This window comes from Flavobacterium chilense (assembly GCF_001602525.1).
GTDB classification, from domain to species: Bacteria; Bacteroidota; Bacteroidia; order Flavobacteriales; family Flavobacteriaceae; genus Flavobacterium; species Flavobacterium chilense.
The window spans coordinates 349941-370275 of sequence record NZ_LSYT01000006.1; the positions used below are offsets into that span (position 1 = coordinate 349941).

Consider the following 20335-nt stretch of genomic DNA (forward strand, 5'->3'; position numbering starts at 1 on the left):
TTAGAAAAAGGGTTCTTAATTGATAATAATATTATATTAACCATTGCGAATTGATAAATTGACAATCCGAACTAAAATATATTAAGAAAAATCGTCGAATGACTAGGAAAACCAGTGAATTTTTTGTTAAATATCAAACGTTTTAGTGGTTTTCAGTTAATATTAACAAATTGTTTAGTTAACTATTTCTTTGCATTGAAAAAGAATAAACGTTTTGGAGATATCTCAATCGTTTTTTAATTGAAAAAGATTTTACTATTAAGTTGAATTTTGCTACTTTTGTCGCACTTTTATTCTGAAATAAATTCAGAACCAGACAAATTCTATATTATGAACATACACGAATATCAAGGAAAAGAAATTTTAGCAAGTTACGGAGTACGCATTCAACGCGGAATTGTGGCTAACAATGCGGTTGAAGCTGTAGCTGCTGCAAAACAATTAACTGCCGAAACTGGTACAGGATGGCATGTAATAAAAGCACAAATTCACGCAGGTGGACGCGGAAAAGGTGGTGGAGTTAAGTTAGCGAAAAACTTGCAACAAGTTGAAGAAATTGCAGAACAAATTATCGGAATGCAATTGATTACTCCTCAGACTCCGGCTGAAGGTAAAAAAGTAAACAAAGTATTAGTAGCAGAAGATGTATACTATCCTGGTGAAAGTGAAACTTCTGAATTTTATGTTTCTGTTTTATTGAATAGAGCTACAGGACGCAATATGATTATGTATTCTACTGAAGGTGGAATGGATATTGAAGAAGTTGCTGAGCACACTCCACACTTAATCTTTACTGAAGAAGTTGATCCGTCTGTTGGATTACAAGGTTTCCAGGCTAGAAGAATTGCTTTCAATTTAGGTCTTTCTGGAAATGCTTTCAAAGAAATGGTTAAATTCATCGATTCATTATACAATGCTTACATTGGTTCTGATGCTTCTATGTTTGAAATCAACCCGGTTTTAAAAACTTCTGATAACAAAATCTTAGCTGTTGATGCTAAAGTTAACATCGACGATAACGCTTTATACAGACAACCTAAATATGCTGAAATGAGAGATATCCGTGAGGAGAATCCAATCGAAGTTGAAGCTAAAGAAGTTGGTCTAAACTATGTTGACCTTGACGGTACTGTAGGATGTATGGTAAACGGAGCTGGTCTTGCAATGGCAACTATGGACTTAATTAAATATGCTGGTTTTGAGCCTGCAAACTTCCTTGACGTAGGAGGAACTGCTGATGCAAAACGTGTTGAAACAGCTTTTAGAATTATCTTAAAAGATCCAAACGTAAAAGCTATCTTAATTAATATCTTTGGTGGTATCGTTCGTTGTGACCGTGTTGCTCAGGGTGTTGTTGATGCTTACAAAAACATGGGTGATGCTATCAATGTGCCAATTATCGTTCGTTTGCAAGGAACAAATGCTGAAATTGCAAAAGAATTAATTGACAATTCAGGTATGCCAATTTTATCAGCTGTTCAATTTCAAGAAGCTGCTGATCAAGTTAAAGCTGCATTATCTTAATAAATAATATTGTAGAGATGCACAGCAGTGCATCTTCTCTTTAATATATAAAAATCCCTTCGATTATTCGGAGGGATTTTTTTTGTGGTCAATTTAATAGTAGGAAGATTTAACCGCAAAGCACGCAAAGTTTTTTTACTCACAAGATTTTATATAAACGCAAAGTTCGCAAAGCTATTTGTTTAAAATAGCCACGAATTAACGAATTTTTATTCTCAAAGATTATAAAAAAATAATTCGTGAATTCGTGGCTAAAAAAACTTTGCGAACTTTGCGGTAAAAATTCGTGCAGTTTGAATCTTTTATTTCAAAACCGTCGCCAGTTCTACAATTTCAAAATCAGGGTTGTGTTCAACAAATTCTCTAATCATTGCGGTATGTCCGGCACCCAATAAAACCATTATTTTATTGTCTTTGCTTTCAGTTAATTTCTGAATTAAAGCATACATATAGAGATTTCTTCTGTACCATTCAGAAACTAAATAAGCGCCCACAAAATCGTTTGTTTTGCCACCTTTAGTAGCTGTTTGAAGATACCAGCCAAGATTCTCCTCATTAGATTTTTGGGTATTGATATCCAAAAGCAATTCTGTTAAAGAATATTTTGCAATTTTTTGATTCTGATCGTTTTCATATTTCTTCATAGTCTCTTCGTTTATTTTGATCAGGTCAAATTGATTGGCTGCTTTCATTCCGTTTACCAAACTGTCATAAGGAAAGTCAGCATGTTGATAGTCAATTCCGTATAATTTTTTATGACCTAATTTTTTAGCAGATCTTAAGGCTACTTGCACTATTTCATCAGCTTTTACACGAAATAAGCTGTCTGAATTTCTAGCATAGAATTTATCAAGTTTATCTTGTTTCTCATAATTCCATTCAACGAAAATTTTATCAGGACCGAACTTTTTAATTTTATTGGTAATGTTTTCCAACTCTTTCTGACTCTTATCAGACATAACATTAAATGTATTTGTTTTGGCTACATCCAGTCCCGGATTTTCAAAATGGAAAGTTCCAAGTAATAATATTTGTTTCTTTTTTGATTGTGCAGAAACAGTATTAAATGCGATTGCAAAAACTAATAATAAGGCGATTTTTTTCATGATGATTTGTTTTAAATTCAGGACAAATGTATCATGCTTTTCAGGGGAAATTTTAGTTTTTTGATGAACACCAAATTTCAAATCACTAACCACATGAAATTACTGTTGAAAAAATTCGTGTATCATTTTAGATCGTTCATCACAGAAAATAGCAGTTTTATATAAATATGGCATTGATATAAACACATAGTTGTATTTTTGAAATAACAACAACATTATTATGAAACCAAAAATTCCTTTTTACTATCATATTCTTCTTTTTCTGGGCTTATCAATTACCTTTTATTTGTGGGATATTGCAGTTAATAATAAAGGACTTAAATTCGTTTTTAGTAGCCTTTATTTTATGTTTAACACTAGTTTTGTGCTTTCTATTTTTGTTGTTTATCTTTTAAATTTTTATATTTTTTGTTACTGGTTTTTAAACAAAAAAAAAATTGTATTATACGTCTTAAGTATTCCGGTGTCTTTATTGATTTTTGCAGGAGTTCGCTATTTTTTTCAGGAAATAGTTATTTTCGAAATTACCGGAATTCATAATTATGCCGAGAAAAGTCGCGAAGTTGCATATTATATTCAGGATAACTTTTTCTTCGGATTGCCATCTATAGCTTTAAGTGTTATGAGTTATTTGTTTTGGCAATTTCAGGAATCCTACAAGCAAAATCAGGAATTGCTTTTAGAAAACAAAAAAGCCGAATTTCAAATGCTGAAAGCACAGGTAAGCCCGCATTTTTTATTTAATACACTGAATTCTTTTTACAGTCAGTTGATTTTAAAAGACGACGAAATGGCTTCAGATGTTTTGGTTCTTTCTGATTTGCTTCGTTATGTCATTACAGAAACAGATAAAGACGAAGCGATTCTTTCTAAAGAAATTCAGTTTATCCAAAACTATATTCATTTACAGAAAAAACGCTTTGAAGATCAGTTGTATCTTGATTTTTCTATTGAAGGAAATTATGATGATGGAAAAATTCTGTCTTCGGCATTGATTCATTTTGTTGAAAATGTATTTAAACACGGAAAACTAAATGATCCTGAAAAGATGGCTAAAATTTTAATTAGAATAAAAGATGATTTTCTGGAAATTTCAACATTCAATCATGTTGTTGAAGGCGAACATTATTCATCGACCGGGATTGGTTTTGACAACCTGACCAAAAGGCTGCAATATACCTATAAAGAGAAATTTGTACTCGAAAAAACAGCAGAAAACAATATCTTTAAAACCTATTTAAAAATACCACTAAAAAAATAACCAATGAGTTTTAAATGTATCATAGTTGATGACGAACCGCCAGCAACACGAATTTTAGAAAACTATATAGGAAAAGTTCATTTTCTTGAAAAAGTGGGCGTTTTTAATGATTCCTTAAAAGCTTTAGAATTTCTGAATACACAAACAGTTGATGTTATCTTTTTGGATATTCAGATGCCGCAGTTAACCGGTTTGCAGATTTCAAGGATTATTTCTAAAGATATAAAGGTAATTTTTACAACGGCTTATCCTGATTTTGCCCTGGAAGGATTTGAGTTAAATGCTATTGATTATTTGTTAAAACCAATTGCTTTTGAACGTTTTTATCAGGCGGTTTCTAAGCTGAATTCTGAGCCAAAAGCGGTTGTTTCAAATCAGAATAATGCACCCGACTTTTTGTTTATTAAAACGGATGGAAAGAATAAATTTCAGAAGATTTTTTTGAGTGATATTCTTTATGTCGAAAGTCTTCAGAACTATGTTTGTATTCATACTTCAAAACAACAAATCATCACACATTCTTCATTAAAAAGTATAAAAGAATCGCTGTCCGAAAATGAGTTTATTCAGATCCATAAATCGTATGTTGTTTCTCTAAAACATATCGAATCGACAGATAATTTTTCTGTTTTTACAAGTGGAAAAGAACTCCCGATTGGTGCAACTTTTAAAGATGCTTTCTTTGAAAAAATAGAAGAGAACAAAATTTAACTGCAAATTTATCTGTTCAAAATAATAGCCACGAATTCACGAATTTTTATTCTCAAAGATTATGAGAAATGATTCGTGAATTCGTGGCTAATAAAAACTTTATGAACTCTGTATAAATCTTTGCGGTTAAATCATTTCTTATTTTTCCCGTTTTTGAAAACTACTTTTTCTACAATAACTGGTTTTCCATTTCCTTTTGGAAATGATTTCTTTTTAGGTTTTCCAGCTGATGAACCTGACTTTGATGGACTTTGATCACCTCTTGCTTTTTCTGAATCCTTTGGACTTGCTTTAAATTCAGGTCTTTCTTTAGTATTTTCTTTCTTTGGAATCTCTGCTTTATGCTTGGCTAAAACATCGGTTGGATTTTTTGGATTTTCTTTTGTTCCTCTTAAATGAATCACTAATCCGTTTAGGAAGTTACGCAAAACCTGATCGCCACATTCCATATAATTTGGATGATCTTCGGCTCTGAAAAAAGCACCCAATTCTGATTTTGAAATTCTGAAATCTACCAATTCTAAAATTTCAACTATTTGGTCGTCACGCAACATCAAAGCCACGCGAAGTTTTTTAAGTATATCGTTATTTGTCATCGTTTATTTTTTACAAAGGTACGGTTTATTTTTTAGCCACGAATTCACGAATTATTTCTCATAATCTTTGAGAATAAAAATAATTTGTGAATTGCTTCGCCTGTTCGCTATCGCTCGGATTATGACTAATTTTTATTTAAAACGTCAACTAATTTATCCAAATCTTCTTTTAAATGATTGGCAGTAACCACAATTCGATTTAAAGGTTCGGCATCTTTGGTGTATTTGAAACTCGCAATAATAATCTTTTCCTGTTTTAGTTTTTCAACTAATTCATTGGATAATAAATAAATCAGAGGATAGCTTTTGTCAAATTTGACATTCCCATTTTTAATTAAAACCGAATCGATATAGCTCAAATTATCCAGTAATTTTTGATGTTGTGCTTTATAAATTGCTGCGGCATCAGAAAGCGTTTGTACAAAAGCCGGATTCATTCCTGCTGCACTGGTAAAAGTTTCAAGTTCTTTTATTGCTGCAATGAATTGAGAATCTGCAGCAATAACACCACCTGTTAATCCAAAAGCTTTGCCAAGAGACGAAACTAAAATTTTTCTTTTGATCGGAAATGAAATAGAAGAATAAATTCCAGAACCGTTTTTGCCTGTAATTCCTAACGAATGCGATTCATCAATCACTAATGTGATTTCTTTGCTCTTTGAAATTTTTTCTAAAAACGATAAATCGGCAGGTTTTGTTTCAAATGAAGGAACACCATCTGTAAGGATTGTTATTTTTTCAGTTTCAGAATTTAATAGGCGACTGTTTAAATTTCCGTTTAAGAATATTGGAAAACTATTTTCAGTTTGAATAGCATTATGCGTATCATTCAAATGAAAAAAACAATCAGTCTGTTTTTTCATTAAATCAATAACCAGTTTTCCAGCCAGCATTCCGGAGGAAACCGTAACGGTACTTTCTGAACCTATATGAGACGCTAAAAACTTTTCGCCCGCATCATAAGCCGTTAATTGAATATTAGCTGTTCTGGAACTACCATACGTTGTTCCCCAATTTAAAATGTTTTTTATAACCAATTCCTGAAAAACCTTATGGGTTGGTAAGCCTAAATAGGCAGTTCCGCCAAAATACAAATATTGTTCTTGGTCAATTTCAACAATGCGATCAGGGAATTTTTCTACTTTCATTTTATAGAAGTGTAACTCCGGTTCCGTTAAGTTCAGAATAGTTTACCACGCCGTTTTTTATAGTTACTCCGGTTGCAATATCTTCTGCCAGAAGCAATGCGCCATCCATATCTACATAATCAAGCTGAGGCAGTAAATGTGCTATTGCCGAGATGCCCACAGTCGATTCGGTCATACAGCCAACCATTGTTTTTAAACCTAATTTTTTAGCTTCTTCGATCATGCGTTTACCAGCAGTTAGACCGCCACATTTTACCAGCTTTACATTTACGCCATGAAAATGATTAAAACATCTGGCAACATCTTCTTCAACAATACAGCTTTCGTCTGCAATTACCGGAAGAACAGAATGTTTGAAGACTTCCTTATGTCCTTCCCAATTGTCTGCTTTCATAGGCTGTTCTAAAAATTCGACGCCCAGCTTTTTCAATTCAACTGCATTGTTGATCGTTTCGTCAACTCCCCAGCCACAATTAGCATCGATTCTAAAAACAGCATCGGTATGTTTTCTAAGTTCTTTTACAATGGCAATATCTTCTTTGGTTCCTAATTTAATCTTGTAAATAGGCCAGGGAAGTTCCTGCATTTTTGAAACCATTTTTTCTATAGAAGCAATTCCAATGGTATAATCGGTTAAAGGATTTTTCTCGGTTGTATAGTCCCACAATTCGTATAATTTTTTGCCTTTTTTGCGGGCATACAAATCATTATAAGCCAGATCTAAAGCACATAAAGCAAACATATCATCTTTTAGAAAGGGATGGATTTTTGCCCAGAAAACATCCGGAGTTTCATTGTCTGTTGCTTCGATGATTAGTCTTATTTTTTCCAAATCCTGCATCATCATTGGAACTGTTGTTTTGTAATACGGATTTGAAGTCGCTTCTCCATAACCCGAAAAACCATCACTTTGTAATTCGACAATCAAAGAAGGCTGAAAATCAATTGATTCTCTCGAAATGGTAAAAGTATGTTTTAGTTTTAGATTGTATTCTCTTAAAATTAGTTTCATTTTGTATTATTTTTGCTACATTTTTTATCAATAACCAAGCCAAAGAACTGCTTTTACAAAGCCGTCCCGCCATAATTTTTCGTTATGTTCTCCGTTTTTTACTATTTTAGATTTGGTAAGATGCAAACAATAACAGCGTTTTGTGTCTAGTAAACGTTCCATTTTGGTCATGTCTTTTACCATGTCATCACTTTCTTTATCTCCACATAAAAAGTAAATTTTGGTTTTGATTTTAGAAGTTTCTTCTGTTTTGGCGTAAATAGAATTGGAAAACCAAAAAGAAGGGGAAAAAACACCCGCTTTTCCAAAAACCTGAGGATATTTCAGGATGGCATAATAAGAAACCAATCCGCCAAGAGAACTTCCCATGATAATGGTATTTTTGGGTTTTGATTTGATTCTGTAATTTTTATCGATATACGGCTTTAAGGTATTTACAATAAAATCTAAGTAGTTATCAGCATTTCCGCCGCCATATTTTTCATTTTTATAAGGCGTTAATTCGTCTATACGTTTTTCGTTTCCGTGTTCGATTCCCACAACTATTACGGGCGCGCTTAAACTGTCCAGTTTTTCATCGACATTCCATTCTCCTGAATATGAGGTTTTGGCATCGAATAAATTCTGGGCATCGTGCATATAAATAACACTATATTTTTTGGCTGATGCCGAATAGTTTTTAGGAAGATAAATCCAGATTTTCTTAGTGGTTTTTAGTTGAGGTGCTTCAATCATAAATGTCGATACATTTTTTGAAGCTGTACTCTCCTGTGCATTTCCGGCAGAGCTGATTAATAGTATAAGAAAAAAGAAGAATCTCCTAATCATGAGTTCTTTTGTGTTTTAGATTTAAAAACAATATTTTAGCTAAAAATAATAAATTGATGAATACCGAAACAGAAAAGAGAAGTTTACTTTTAGAAATGATTGCTTTTTCTACTGTTGATGGGCATCTGCACAAAAGAGAATATGAGTTTTTGTGGCTGGTGGCTCAGGAACTCCGTATAGAATATGCCGTTTTTAAAGATTTATTTCATCAGGAAAGCATGCCTGTCAGGATAAAATCTGAATTTCAGCGTATTCAGCAATTTTACAGGCTGGCTTTGATTATGTATTGTGATGGTATTTTGCATGAAAAAGAAGCAAAAGCCATCCAGCAAATTGCAATAGAAATGGGATTAAATCCAAATGCGACTAAACGTGTTTTGGATTTAATGAAAAAAGCACCAAATGCTATTATTGACCCAAAAGTTTTATTGGGAGTTTTTCAGGAACAACACAATTAAGCTAATTGTTCCTGTAATTTTTTAATCTCATCACGCAATTTAGCAGCCTGGATAAAGTCTAATTCTTTTGCTGCTTTTTCCATCGATTTTCGTTTTTCACGAATCATTTTTTCTAAATCTGTTTTAGATAAATAAGCCGTTTCCGGTTCAGCAGCGACAGCTAATGTATGACCTAATTCATATTCGACCAATGGATTTTTAGTAAATGCACTGTCTATTTTTTTGTTTAAGGCCTGTGGTGTGAGTCCGTTTTCAGTATTAAAGTTGATTTGTTTTGTTCTTCGGTATGTGGTTTCGTCTATGGTTCTTTGCATACTTGCCGTAATTTTATCGGCATACATAATCGCTTTACCATTTAAATTTCTCGCAGCACGCCCAATAGTTTGTGTTAAAGATCTGTGGTTACGAAGAAAACCTTCTTTGTCAGCATCGAGAATTGCCACAAGCGATACTTCTGGTAAATCAAGTCCTTCACGAAGTAAGTTTACTCCAATAAGTACATCAAAAATACCTTTTCGCAAATCCTGCATAATTTCGATACGTTCTAAAGTATCTACTTCAGAATGTATGTAACGGCATCGAATGTTGACTTTTGTCAGATATTTTGCCAGTTCTTCGGCCATTCTTTTGGTTAAAGTAGTGACCAAAACTCTTTCGTCTAACTCGCAACGCACCTGAATTTCTTCAATTAAATCATCAATCTGATTTAAACTTGGACGTACTTCTATAACAGGATCCAGTAATCCGGTTGGACGAATAATCTGTTCTACATAAATACCATCTGATTTTTGTAATTCATAATCTGCCGGTGTTGCCGATACGTAAATAACCTGATTTTGCAAGGCTTCAAATTCTTCAAATTTCAAAGGTCGGTTGTCCATTGCAGCAGGTAAACGGAAACCGTATTCAACCAGATTTTCTTTACGGCTACGGTCGCCTCCATACATGGCATGAACCTGAGAAACGGTTACGTGACTTTCGTCTACAACCATCAAATAATCATTTGGAAAATAGTCTAATAAACAGAATGGTCTTGTCCCGGCTTCTCTGCCATCCAGATAACGGGAATAATTCTCAATTCCGGAACAGTAACCCAATTCGCGAATCATTTCTAAATCGAAATTGGTTCTTTCTTCCAGACGTTTGGCTTCTAAATGTTTGCCTATTTCTTTAAAATAATCGACTTGTTTGACTAAATCCTGCTGAATTTGCCAGATGGCACCTTGCAGAACTTCGGGCGAAGTCACAAACATATTAGCCGGATAAATAGTCAGTCTTTTAAATTTTTCAATGACTTGTGAGGTCTTAACATCAAATGATTCTATTTCTTCTATCTCATCACCAAAAAAGTGTATTCTGTAAGCATCATCGGCATAACTTGGATAGACTTCGACTGTGTCGCCTTTGATCCTGAAAGTTCCCGGATTAAAATCGGCTTCGGTTCTGGCGTATAAACTTTGTACCAGACTATGTAATAATTTAGTTCTCGAAATAACCTGATCCCGGGTAATTTCGATTACATTTTTTTGAAATTCAACAGGGTTTCCAATACCATATAAACAAGAAACAGAAGCAACAACCAATACATCACGACGTCCCGAAAGCAGGGAAGAAGTAGTGCTCAAACGCATTTTTTCAAGCTCTTCATTGATAGATAAATCTTTTTCGATGAAAACCCCTGTTACAGGCATAAAAGCTTCCGGCTGGTAATAATCGTAGTACGAAACGAAATATTCAACTGCATTATTAGGGAAAAACTGTTTGAACTCAGAATATAACTGGGCTGCCAGCGTTTTGTTATGTGCCAGAACCAAAGTAGGTCTTTGAACTTCCTGAATCACATTGGCAACAGTAAATGTTTTTCCGGATCCTGTTACTCCTAATAATGTCTGATATTTTTCTCCATCGACAATACCTTGTGAAAGTTTTTCGATTGCTTGTGGCTGATCACCTTTTGGACTATACTCTGAGGATACTTGAAAGTTCATTTTTGGACGATGAAAAAATTAGTTTTGTAAAGATACAAAGTTTGGATTCTATAAAAAAGCTAAAAAAAATAGCTACAAATTTGCGATGACTATTCTAAAAAGTAAATCATAGCTTCATTGACCGTTTTTGCCTGATCTATTGATAAAAAATGTCCTGCATCCTTTATCGTCTGGGTTTTGCTATTGATTAAATACTTTTGTGCCCTTTCTAAACTTTCATCAGAATTGATAACATCATGATCTCCTATTAAAACCAAAACAGGATTGGTAATAGTTTTTAATTCAGCATCTGAAAACGGATGCATTTTGAGCATGCTTGAATTCGATTTTGCATATTTATTGGCAAGGTAAAACTGCTTTTTGTAAACAGGACTGATTTTCTCCGGATGTGTAGAAAACGTTTTTAATGTTTTACCAAATTTTTTCTCACTTGGAAATAATTTCAGCATTAAGGCCGAAGTCGTTTTGCCCACTTTATCTATAAATTTGAAGGTTTGGGCAGGACTTAATAAAACTATTTTATCAATTGAATTTTGTTTTTGTGTGGCTAATAAAGTAGCAATCCATCCGCCGCGTGAAGCTCCTACAATATCAAACTTCTTTAATTTATAATGATCAAAAATTTCGTTGTATAAGATTACGATTTCGTCTGATGAAAGTGGTTTTGAAGTCAATGTTGATTTACTGGGTTCCATCATGAAATCTATGGCATAGATATGGTGATTTTTTGCCAGTGTTTTAATGTTTGGATACCACATGGTAGAGCTGGCATCCATTCCGTGAAGTAAAACCAGATCTTTTGCATTTTTTTGGCCTGCGATAACAACATGAGCGGTACCGTAGGTTGTTTTTATATTTTCTTCGGTATAGGGAATATCCCAAAGTTTTAAAGCCTGATCATAGGAATTAAGGTAGGTTTGTTTTTCGCTTTTGGTTTTGAAGATATAATCGTCAAATTTTTCTTTTTTGACAGAAGAGCAGCTTACAAATAAAAAAACAAGTGCTAATTTGAAAGGTAATTTTTTGATACTCATAAAATTCAATTTACTTTTAAAGGTACAGAAATTGGGTGCCGAAAATGTATTAGAATTTTATTTTAAAGTTTTCAGGGAAAAGCTGTATCGGTTGAATACTAAGCTTTTATAGAGATAATCAAAGAAGTCAGGTAACGATTTGGTAACGGTGCTTATTGCTTTGCTTTTCAACGTGTTTCCGTTAGCTCATAACAAATATACAAAAATTCACACATTGTTCATCACTCTATTATTTTTCCTGAAAATGTAAAAGAACTCATTGATATAAGTACTTTTACATTCTGCCTATATTTTAATATACTTTACAAATCTTCAATTATATCTGCTTTGTCTTCCTTGTTAACAGCTTGAACTAAATCTAAAACCATATCTAAAAAACCAGTACTCTTATAGAAATAATTAGGGTTTTCTTTTAATTTCTCTTCTACTTTATGAAAGCCATAATTAGCGTATTGTTCCATTGTGTCGATTAAATAATCTACAGCTTTTCGCTCCGTTATTTCTTCTTTTTCAAGGGCGATTAAATCCAAATCATCTGATTTTGCTAATAATGCTGTAAAAATATATTCTCTTAGTTTTGGATATGCTTTTCGGAATTTCTTAGAGTCTAAATTCCCCCAAAACTGAATAGGCTGTCCAAGTGTCTTTGTGTCGTCACTTAACTCTTTTCGTATGTTTGCATACAGCCCGATAAAAAAAGCATAAATATAAAGTTCATAACCTGCACCAAATATCTTTCCTTTACTTGACATTGACTCTACCGAACCTCCACCATATTCGGTAAATTGTCGTAAAAGTGTTTCTTCAAAACGAGTTTCAAACCGTGGGTTTCTTCTTGCCCACACATCATATAAACTATCTTTTGCCATAACTATTCTTTTATCAAAGTTATTTTAGTTTGAATTGTTGATAAATCTAAATTATTGAAAGGTCGTTGTTTTTCCATTCGATAAATCGTACAATTCTGAGCATCTATTTTGCTATTATCTAAAACTCCATTTTCTGTTAAAAAGCTTTTCGTGAATATTATACACTGTTTACTGATATTTGCAATAACTCCGAAAAAGTCACTTTCTTTTTGTGTGGAAAAGGAACTTGTAGGAGCATCAAAAATCAGAGGATAATCATTTTCTCTTTTTAATGCTGTTAAATCTGATACTGCAAATAAAACAGACATATACATTGTGGTTTTTAGAGCCTGATTTGGACTTGATATGAATGTATCATTTCTATCTTGCAAAGCTATTCTTGCAGTACCGTCGGGTGTTTTGATTATTCTGATTATTCCGTAAAAACCGTCAATGTTCAATCTTTCAAGATATTGATTAGCCTTATCTTCTAATAGCGTTAGAAAATCACGAGTATTTTTTTCTTTTGCGTTTTTAAAAGCATTTTTGACTTTATCTAACGCATTATGAATCTTACTATATGTAGCCGCTACAGAGTCTTTCGCTAAATTCTCATACTGTTCTTGATACTTTTCTAACTCTTTCTCCAATTCAACTTCTTCTTTTTCAAGAACTACAATTTGCTTTTCTGCTTGATTTTTATAATCCCACCAATTCTTGATGTTCTCATAAGCATTCTGTAATTGTTCTTCTGTCAATCCATCATTTTGAGCCAATAATTTCTTTTTGTTTTCTTCTTCTATATCAATGCTTTCTTGTATTTTATTTGCTTCAGACTTACGACCTTCATTAAATTCAATGTCATCCCTTATGGTGTTAATCAAACTATTTATATCCGATTGATTATATTCTAAATTATTACTTTTTTGTTCTAATTCCTTTAAAAAGTTGTTTGGAAAAAGAGGTTTTTCATCTTCTTTTTCTTGTGGTTGCTGACTTTTGATTAAATCATTCAATTTGTTGACCATAAAATCATAAGCATCAGTTCCTTCCTTTGCATCACGCCCACAAACCTTACAAAACTCATCCTTAATCATCTCTTGCATAGATATTTTGTCGGGAATGTTAGGAGATAAAGGAATAATCCCTTCGGCTATTTCTTTGGCTAACTCCTGTTTGCCTTTGAACTTATCTTCTTCACGCTCAAGCTTTCTCTTAACTTTGCTGAATGCGGAAACTTTTTGTTGGAATTCTTCAAAAATTGATGAATACCCACACAAAATCCACATATCGTCAAGGAGTCTTATCGAATAGTCTTCATTGATACGGTTTTCGATGTTATTTTTTTTATCTCTCAACGATTTTAACCGCTCATTTATAGCTTTTAATAGTTCGCTCGCTTCTTTACTGTTTTCAATTTCATTGAGCTTGGTTGAATAGTTTGTTGCGTTTTCTCTATTGCTTCTTAATCTCTGCCGTACATCACTTAAATTCTTTCTTGACAAATCTAATTTTGAACTTAATTCCCTTTCTTGCTGCGAATTCTGTTTATCTGATTTCATCGCTTTTTCAAACGCTTTTCGGGATTGATATTCAGCATAATCCGTAAAACCCTGATTATCATCTTCGCCTGTATAATATGGCTCGAATTGTCTGATATTTGAAAAAGTTTCTATTAAATAGTTCAAAGCATCCGGATTGTTGAAAACGTTCAAGTTTTCTTCTCCTTTGAAAAGGCAGTATTTACGGATAGCCACTTCAAAACAACGGTCTAACAATACACCTCCCTGAATTGGAGTACGTTCAGAACCTTCATTTTGATAACCTTTAAATTGAAAATCACTTGTTTTTATTTCATTATCAGCATTTTTGGTAAACACAAATGACTTTTCTACGATTTTTTCTCCATCGTGGTCAAAAGTCATAGAAACACGTAAGGTGTCATTTTCAAATTCCGGTAATTCAGCTATTTTCTTTTCTGAAATAAGACGTGAATCCAAGTTTTGTTTTGAAGTATCAAATAACCATTCCAATGCCTCGAAGAAAGTTGTTTTTCCATCTCCATTATCTCCGATGAAAATCATTAGTCCATCGTTGAATTTAATGGTATTTACTCCGTAATAACTTCTAAAATTTTCTATTGTGATTTCTTTGATAATCATAATATATTTTGATTTAGATAGTTAACAACTTCATTATAAGTTTCCTTAAAAACTCCTTTATCCGAATTTCCTCCTACTCCTAAAATAATTTTAGCAACTGCTGCAACTATGGGGTTTTCAGCATTTAAAGCATCTTGAATAGTTGGAAATTCATCTGGATTATATTCATAAAATGAACTTAATTTGTCGTCAGAAAGCACTAACTGCAACATTTTATCTTTATTATTCATTTTGATATAGGTTTAAATTATAGTAATTCATTGTGTCCAAAAGCACATTAATCGTATGAGAACTGTTTTCGGAAAGTAGAGCAAAATTGTTGACACGTTCTAATTCCTTTTTTAGCATACTTCTTTCCATTTTATAGCTTTCACTATTTGGATTTATTTCAGGAATAACAACCAAATCGTGGATATAGGCAAACTGTTTTTCCTGATGATTACGAAGTATTCTACCACGACGTTGTACAAACTGTCGGGGATTGCCGGTACTCGCACAGAAAATCGCTAATTCAGCACGTGGCACATCGACACCTTCGTCTAAACATTTCATTGAAGTAAGTACGTCAATTTCTCCATTAGCAAATTGTTCCAAAACGCACTCCTTATCATTTGTTCCTGAAATAAACTGCTTAATCGTTGTCCGTTTATCAATATCCCTTACTGTTTCTGTAAAAATATCAATTAAATGTACTGCATCATTATCATTTTCCGTTTCATCGTTTTCCGAAAAATTGTCTGTTTCAAAGTAATCATTGGGGTCATTACCTTCAGGAACATACACCAATGTATATTTTAAGTTGCCTTTCTTCTTGTATTGCTCTTTTAAAATATAGTAAAAAACAGATATTTTGTTAGATGCTTTATGTATAATCCGTTTCCTTGCTAATAATAAAGCGGTTAAAATCGGATTGTTACTAAAACTGTCGGATTCACTTTTATAGAATTTTGAAATTTTGAGTGATAATTCCATATAATCTCTCATTTCTGATTCTGTAAGAGAAACTAAATGTGGATAATAATAGTAACGACATAGTACACCATTATTTATAGCCTCCTCCATTGAATACTCGTAGGTGAATTCTTTTTCACTATTAAAAAATGAAAACAGCTTTTTGTTTCCTTCTTCATCAAATTGCCGTTCGGGTGTTGCTGAAAGACCAATTCTTCGCTTACAATTAACTTTAGGCAAGAGTTTTAGTAAAGAACCTGACCCCATATTATGGCATTCGTCCGCAATAAGTAAGGTCTTGGCAGGCAATTGATTTAGTTCAGAAAAAATGTTTTCTCTTGCAAAAGAAGCATACGTTGAAATCACAATATACGAAACTTGTTCAGTCGGAGAAAGTCGTTCTCGGGTCAAGATAGACGCAAAATCATTTTTCCAACGACTTTTTGAACAAACCTTTACAATGTTCGTAAAATTGAATTTTTTACATTCGTTTTCCCATTGATTAACCAATGTGATTGTGGGTACAAGAATCAATGCTTTATAATAACCTGTCTTTTTATAAACTTCGAGCAAGCAGTTCAATGAAGTAATAGTTTTCCCTGTACCTGTTGCCATTGCAAACAATCCTTGCTGGTTGTTGTTCTTCCAATTCCCAAATGCAATTTTCTGATACTCTCTCGGACCTTCAGCATACGGAAATTTTGGATTCTTTAGGTTTTTATCAATATCATCATAAAGCTTAACAATAGTTTGTTTTAGCTTGTTGTTTTTAATGAGGCTTCTTTTCTTTTCAAATAGCTGTTCTTCTTGGATAATTAACTCATCTATGTTTTTATTGCCAAATTTATCTTTGATTGCAACTTCTATTTCATTAGCTGACAAATAATGAACATCCTCATCTTGTTCAGAAAAGTAGCTATCAATGATTTTTAATTGTTTCTTGATGAGTTTATTTGACCGCTCATCTTCCCAATCTAAAAATGCTTCTAATTCTTCCAAATTTTCAGATAAACCGAATAAGGTAAAATTACAAGAAGCCTTATATCCCACTGAATTTTTTCCATCACTGAAAACTCCTGACTTATAATGAGCAATCCCTCTGTTGTTTTTTGGTTTGATTACTTTGATTTCAATTCGTTTTTCAGCAATTAAATATGCCAAACATTCAAAAAAGTGTGTATCGTATTCATCAAGTACTTTGCCAAGAGAAACTACATCTGATAAATCAAAAACCTTGTTCAGATTATCGGAACTTTGCCCTTTTTCAAAAGCTTCTTTGTCTTTTTCGGAAAGTAGATGATTGATGACCATTCGCATTTTTCCACCTTTACTGATGAATGTAGCAAAGCCAACAGAAAGCAAATTAATAGCTGCTGAACTAAAATAGCCCAACAACAAATGAAATTCAGAACTATTCGCTAAACCATCTAAATAAAATTGCAGAGGCTCGTTTTCCGTTCCGGTTTTATAATCCCTATCTATCGACCAATCACAATCTTTAAGCATATCCAAGCATCGTTTTAGTTAATTCAGAAATTGTTTTAACCACAGTTTTTATTTCTTCCGCTGTATTAAACTTTCCTAACGAAAAACGAATGGAAGCGAAAGCATCATCATCGCTAAATCCCATTGCTCTCAAAACGTGTGAGGGTTCAACAATTGCAGCCGTACAAGCCGAACCATTTGAAACGGCAATGTTTTTCATTCTACCTATCATTACATTGGCATCAAATCCCCTGAAACAAATATTGCTGACGTTATAAATTCTATTTTCTGTACTTCCATTCACGAATGTGTCAGGAATTTTGAGCAATTCGTTTTCTAACTCGTTTCGCAATGATACAATTCTTCCAACATCTTGTTTCATTTCTTGTTCTGCAATTTCACAAGCCTTGCCAAGTGCCACAATGCTCGGAACATTTAATGTCCCGCTTCGTAAACCGTTTTCGTGTCCACCTCCGTGTGTGTATGCAGGTAATTTAATCCCTTTTCTCACATACAAAGCCCCAATTCCTTTAGGTGCGTACATTTTATGTCCGCTTAGACATAGTATATCTATTCCCAAAGTATCTACATTAATCTCAATTTTCCCAACCGCTTGCGTTGCATCAGTCATAAACAAAGCATCAACTTCGTGGACAAGAGAAGCAATTTCTTTTATTGGTTGAATTACGCCTGTTTCGTTGTTTACAAACATTACGCAAACCAATATTGTATCTGAACGCAAAGATTTCTTTAATTCGTTCAAGTCAATCAAGCCGTTTTGTTGAACAGACAAATAGGTTACTTCGTAACCTCTTGTTTCAAGATATTTACAAGTATCAAGAACGGCTTTGTGTTCTGTTGAAACGGTAATAATGTGTTTACCTTCTTCGGAATAATTTTCAACAATACCTTTTAAAGCGATGTTGATTGCTTCTGTTGAACCGCTTGTAAAAATGATTTCTTTGTCGTCTGCACCGATTAAATCTGTAACTTGTGTTCTTGCAGATTTTACAGATTCATTTATGATTGTACCAAAATAATGGGTACTGCTTGGGTTGGCAAAGTTTTCTTTTAGAAATGGAAGCATCGCATCCAACACTCTTGGGTCTATTGGAGTGGTGGCGTTGTAATCGAGGTATGATATGTTATTCGCATTTAACATTATGCTGATATTCCATTGTGAACGAGATTCTTAATTGCTTAATAAATCGTTCCATTTGTAAATTTTATTTTCCTTTATAGCCTTTCGTGTGTTTGAAATTTTTTCAAGCAACGTCTCTGTATTTGATTTTTTCTCTAATTCAAAGACGGGATTAAAATTTTTCAGAATATTGTAGATGTCTTTGGTGGCTTTATTCGTTTCAAAAAATGAATACAATATCCCTACTCCTTCAAATTCAAGTTTGTCAAGACACTCAATTAATGTATTTAGTCTTTCAACAATTTCTCTTTTAGTTTTTCTAAAAGTTGCATTAACTTTATTCGTGAAAAACTCTTGGAGTTCTTTTTTTAATATGACGACTTCTGTTGCATATTGTGAATACAAACTACTTAAAGCTTTATCTAATTGTTTTTCATTAAAACTATCATCTAACCAATAGAGTAAAATGAGCAAATCAACAGAATCCTTTATTTGACCAATTTGTTGATAATCAAAAAATGCCGAAAATTGTTCTTTGGCAGGATAATCATCTGTATAAAAGAAAATCTTTTCAGAATTTATTCTACTTAAATACAGAGCATAGGCGGAAGAGTACAACTCGCCATTTAGTTTTTTAGTATGTTTAGTAGCGTTTTTAATCCTTTCAAAATAATCTGCACCTAAATCTTTTAGCAGGCTTTCATTGTCATTTTTTTTACCCTGAAAAACAGGCAATACTTGATTAATAGATTTTCGTTTTTCTTCTATCGTGTTTTTATCAGAATATTTTTGTTGATTCCCTTTGTCTAAAGGTAAAAACACATTCTTTTTCACTTCATCAAATACAACCGAATTCAATGTGAAATTTACTTTTTCTAATTTTTTTAGCAAAAAATCGCCTTCATCAATATGAATTAGGTTAATTATAGTACAAGCATCTAATAAACAACAAATATTACTCATACTACATTAATCTTTATGCCAAATAATATCTTGTTTATATTCCTCAAATGCTTGTTTGTTTATAGGGCACTTGTTGTCCATATCTGAAAATTCAAGCAATAGTGATAAAGATTCGTTGAATTGTCGAAGAGAAACGCTGCCTTGTTCTTGAATTAAACTATCTATAACATTTTCTTCAAATGGAAAATATGGATTGTCGTCACTTCCTTCTCTGAAAGCACTTATCAACTCTCGTAAATATTCCTTAAATATATCAGCATTTGGAAAGTCAAAACTAATTCTCTCTTTTATTCTTGACCTAACACTTTCATAAACATACTGTCCTAAATCTTCTACGGATATTAATGCTGATTGTGTCAAATTCAAAAACAACAATAAATTGTTTGGAACATTATCTAAAATTTCCCTAATGAAATTATTTGTTTTATCAATATTTGAATTGTTTAATACTGCAATATCTTCAAACTCATCAATCCAAATTATTACGCAGGAATACTTTTGTTTATCATATGTCAAACACGAAAACAATCCTGCTAAAATTGAGGTGTAATCTGTATCGTCTTTTAATGAACGTAAAATTCCATACGCATTTAGTGATTTTAAATCTGTGGCATTCATATTTCCATACAGATATTTTTTTATATCTAAATGCTGTATGTCAGAATTGAAAACAGCCTTTAAAACACTTTGGATATGAAGGTTTGAACCAATTGAATCAATATATGTATTTACATCTGCAACAATATCTGAAAAAGTATTTCTTAATTCTTCAATATTGAGTTTGTCAATTATAGAAATGTAAATGCTGTAAATTGGCTCTTTACCTTTTGGTAATGATATAACCGTTGAATAAGGAATAGCCTTACCTGCTTTATCTGCAAGCCCTTGCAAAATATCTTTCTTATTGAAAAATCTTGCAGCGTGGGTTTTACCACTTCCGTATTCCCCCCAATTCAAAACCAAGGTAGAATTAGGAATACGAATGCTCCTTTCAATTCGTTTCTCAAATTTTTCTTTTACTTCTTTAAAACCTGCCCAAACCAATTCAGCAGGATTGGTTGCAGGTGTTAAACGAAATGGGTTCGTTTTTAACTTGTATGTTTCCTTAAAATCTGCCAT

The 20335-nt window shown here is 32.9% G+C and carries 18 protein-coding genes; 4 read left to right on the forward strand and 14 right to left on the reverse strand.

Annotation, left to right across the window (positions count from 1 at the left end; all coding sequences use genetic code 11):
• Positions 1-330 precede the first annotated feature (330 nt).
• Positions 331-1524 carry an ADP-forming succinate--CoA ligase subunit beta gene (gene sucC / locus A4F88_RS15430; protein ID WP_068843538.1) on the forward strand — a complete coding sequence of 398 codons (1194 nt, stop codon included), beginning with the start codon at positions 331-333 and terminating at the stop codon, positions 1522-1524.
• A 302-nt stretch (positions 1525-1826) separates the two neighbouring features.
• Here the strand turns inward: sucC and A4F88_RS15435 are convergent, their stop codons facing one another.
• Positions 1827-2630 carry a DUF5694 domain-containing protein gene (locus A4F88_RS15435; RefSeq protein ID WP_068843698.1) on the reverse strand — a complete coding sequence of 268 codons (804 nt, stop codon included), beginning with the start codon at positions 2628-2630 and terminating at the stop codon, positions 1827-1829.
• A 220-nt stretch (positions 2631-2850) separates the two neighbouring features.
• Here A4F88_RS15435 and A4F88_RS15440 point away from each other — a divergent pair, with 220 nt between their 5' ends.
• Positions 2851-3891, forward strand: a complete 1041-nt coding sequence (locus tag A4F88_RS15440; RefSeq protein ID WP_068843539.1) for a sensor histidine kinase — start codon at positions 2851-2853, stop codon at positions 3889-3891.
• Positions 3892-3894: 3 nt separating this feature from the next.
• On the forward strand, positions 3895-4602 hold the full coding sequence (locus tag A4F88_RS15445; RefSeq protein WP_068843540.1) for a LytR/AlgR family response regulator transcription factor: 708 nt from the start codon (positions 3895-3897) through the stop codon (positions 4600-4602).
• 131 nt (positions 4603-4733) lie between these two features.
• Here A4F88_RS15445 and A4F88_RS15450 read toward each other — a convergent pair whose 3' ends face one another.
• From A4F88_RS15450 to A4F88_RS15465, 4 genes are all read right to left on the reverse strand, one after another.
• Positions 4734-5198, reverse strand: a complete 465-nt coding sequence (locus A4F88_RS15450) for a DUF1456 family protein (protein ID WP_068843541.1) — start codon at positions 5196-5198, stop codon at positions 4734-4736.
• 125 nt (positions 5199-5323) lie between these two features.
• Positions 5324-6346, reverse strand: a complete 1023-nt coding sequence (locus A4F88_RS15455; RefSeq protein ID WP_068843542.1) for an aminotransferase class I/II-fold pyridoxal phosphate-dependent enzyme — start codon at positions 6344-6346, stop codon at positions 5324-5326.
• A 1-nt stretch (position 6347) separates the two neighbouring features.
• Positions 6348-7358: a dipeptide epimerase gene (locus A4F88_RS15460; protein ID WP_068843543.1), complete on the reverse strand. Its 1011-nt coding sequence runs from the start codon at positions 7356-7358 to the stop codon at positions 6348-6350.
• Positions 7359-7385: 27 nt separating this feature from the next.
• Complete coding sequence (locus A4F88_RS15465) at positions 7386-8186, reverse strand: alpha/beta hydrolase (protein WP_068843544.1); 801 nt, start codon at positions 8184-8186, stop codon at positions 7386-7388.
• A gap of 56 nt (positions 8187-8242) precedes the next feature.
• On the opposite strand from A4F88_RS15465, the gene A4F88_RS15470 reads away from it, so the two are divergent.
• Positions 8243-8644 carry an excinuclease ABC subunit B gene (locus tag A4F88_RS15470; protein WP_068843545.1) on the forward strand — a complete coding sequence of 134 codons (402 nt, stop codon included), beginning with the start codon at positions 8243-8245 and terminating at the stop codon, positions 8642-8644.
• Here A4F88_RS15470 and uvrB read toward each other — a convergent pair.
• The 9 genes from uvrB to A4F88_RS15515 form a co-directional block, all read right to left on the reverse strand.
• Positions 8641-10632 carry an excinuclease ABC subunit UvrB gene (gene uvrB, locus A4F88_RS15475; protein ID WP_068843546.1) on the reverse strand — a complete coding sequence of 664 codons (1992 nt, stop codon included), beginning with the start codon at positions 10630-10632 and terminating at the stop codon, positions 8641-8643. The genes A4F88_RS15470 and uvrB overlap by 4 nt on opposite strands.
• An 89-nt stretch (positions 10633-10721) precedes the next feature.
• Positions 10722-11666, reverse strand: coding sequence for an alpha/beta fold hydrolase (locus A4F88_RS15480; RefSeq protein ID WP_068843547.1), 945 nt, complete (start codon positions 11664-11666; stop codon positions 10722-10724).
• A gap of 302 nt (positions 11667-11968) precedes the next feature.
• Positions 11969-12535 carry a glycoside hydrolase family 15 gene (locus A4F88_RS15485; protein WP_068843548.1) on the reverse strand — a complete coding sequence of 189 codons (567 nt, stop codon included), beginning with the start codon at positions 12533-12535 and terminating at the stop codon, positions 11969-11971.
• A gap of 2 nt (positions 12536-12537) precedes the next feature.
• Positions 12538-14676, reverse strand: a complete 2139-nt coding sequence (locus A4F88_RS15490; RefSeq protein WP_068843549.1) for an AAA family ATPase — start codon at positions 14674-14676, stop codon at positions 12538-12540.
• Positions 14673-14906, reverse strand: a complete 234-nt coding sequence (locus A4F88_RS15495; RefSeq protein WP_068843550.1) for a hypothetical protein — start codon at positions 14904-14906, stop codon at positions 14673-14675. Before A4F88_RS15495 ends, A4F88_RS15490 begins: the two co-directional genes overlap by 4 nt.
• Positions 14899-17133, reverse strand: a complete 2235-nt coding sequence (locus tag A4F88_RS15500) for a DEAD/DEAH box helicase family protein (protein ID WP_068843551.1) — start codon at positions 17131-17133, stop codon at positions 14899-14901. Before A4F88_RS15500 ends, A4F88_RS15495 begins: the two co-directional genes overlap by 8 nt.
• A complete protein-coding gene (locus A4F88_RS15505) occupies positions 17126-18274 on the reverse strand; it encodes a cysteine desulfurase family protein (protein WP_068843552.1) in 1149 nt (382 codons plus the stop codon). Before A4F88_RS15505 ends, A4F88_RS15500 begins: the two co-directional genes overlap by 8 nt.
• Before the next feature lie 30 nt (positions 18275-18304).
• On the reverse strand, positions 18305-19216 hold the full coding sequence (locus A4F88_RS15510) for a hypothetical protein (protein WP_068843553.1): 912 nt from the start codon (positions 19214-19216) through the stop codon (positions 18305-18307).
• A gap of 6 nt (positions 19217-19222) precedes the next feature.
• Positions 19223-20335: a hypothetical protein gene (locus A4F88_RS15515; RefSeq protein WP_068843554.1), complete on the reverse strand. Its 1113-nt coding sequence runs from the start codon at positions 20333-20335 to the stop codon at positions 19223-19225.

What these genes read in the sequence shown, in the direction of transcription:
- A4F88_RS15435 (WP_068843698.1), bottom strand. Translation starts at nt 2,630, where the DNA reads ATGAAAAAAATCGCCTTATTATTAGTTTTTGCAATCGCATTTAATACT.
- A4F88_RS15490 (WP_068843549.1), bottom strand. Translation starts at nt 14,676, where the DNA reads ATGATTATCAAAGAAATCACAATAGAAAATTTTAGAAGTTATTACGGA.
- A4F88_RS15500 (WP_068843551.1), bottom strand. Translation starts at nt 17,133, where the DNA reads ATGCTTAAAGATTGTGATTGGTCGATAGATAGGGATTATAAAACCGGA.
- uvrB (WP_068843546.1), bottom strand. Translation starts at nt 10,632, where the DNA reads ATGAACTTTCAAGTATCCTCAGAGTATAGTCCAAAAGGTGATCAGCCA.
- A4F88_RS15470 (WP_068843545.1), top strand. Translation starts at nt 8,243, where the DNA reads ATGAATACCGAAACAGAAAAGAGAAGTTTACTTTTAGAAATGATTGCT.
- A4F88_RS15495 (WP_068843550.1), bottom strand. Translation starts at nt 14,906, where the DNA reads ATGAATAATAAAGATAAAATGTTGCAGTTAGTGCTTTCTGACGACAAA.
- A4F88_RS15510 (WP_068843553.1), bottom strand. Translation starts at nt 19,216, where the DNA reads ATGAGTAATATTTGTTGTTTATTAGATGCTTGTACTATAATTAACCTA.
- A4F88_RS15480 (WP_068843547.1), bottom strand. Translation starts at nt 11,666, where the DNA reads ATGAGTATCAAAAAATTACCTTTCAAATTAGCACTTGTTTTTTTATTT.
- A4F88_RS15505 (WP_068843552.1), bottom strand. Translation starts at nt 18,274, where the DNA reads ATGTTAAATGCGAATAACATATCATACCTCGATTACAACGCCACCACT.
- A4F88_RS15450 (WP_068843541.1), bottom strand. Translation starts at nt 5,198, where the DNA reads ATGACAAATAACGATATACTTAAAAAACTTCGCGTGGCTTTGATGTTG.
- A4F88_RS15460 (WP_068843543.1), bottom strand. Translation starts at nt 7,358, where the DNA reads ATGAAACTAATTTTAAGAGAATACAATCTAAAACTAAAACATACTTTT.
- A4F88_RS15515 (WP_068843554.1), bottom strand. Translation starts at nt 20,335, where the DNA reads ATGGCAGATTTTAAGGAAACATACAAGTTAAAAACGAACCCATTTCGT.
- A4F88_RS15445 (WP_068843540.1), top strand. Translation starts at nt 3,895, where the DNA reads ATGAGTTTTAAATGTATCATAGTTGATGACGAACCGCCAGCAACACGA.
- sucC (WP_068843538.1), top strand. Translation starts at nt 331, where the DNA reads ATGAACATACACGAATATCAAGGAAAAGAAATTTTAGCAAGTTACGGA.
- A4F88_RS15485 (WP_068843548.1), bottom strand. Translation starts at nt 12,535, where the DNA reads ATGGCAAAAGATAGTTTATATGATGTGTGGGCAAGAAGAAACCCACGG.
- A4F88_RS15440 (WP_068843539.1), top strand. Translation starts at nt 2,851, where the DNA reads ATGAAACCAAAAATTCCTTTTTACTATCATATTCTTCTTTTTCTGGGC.
- A4F88_RS15465 (WP_068843544.1), bottom strand. Translation starts at nt 8,186, where the DNA reads ATGATTAGGAGATTCTTCTTTTTTCTTATACTATTAATCAGCTCTGCC.
- A4F88_RS15455 (WP_068843542.1), bottom strand. Translation starts at nt 6,346, where the DNA reads ATGAAAGTAGAAAAATTCCCTGATCGCATTGTTGAAATTGACCAAGAA.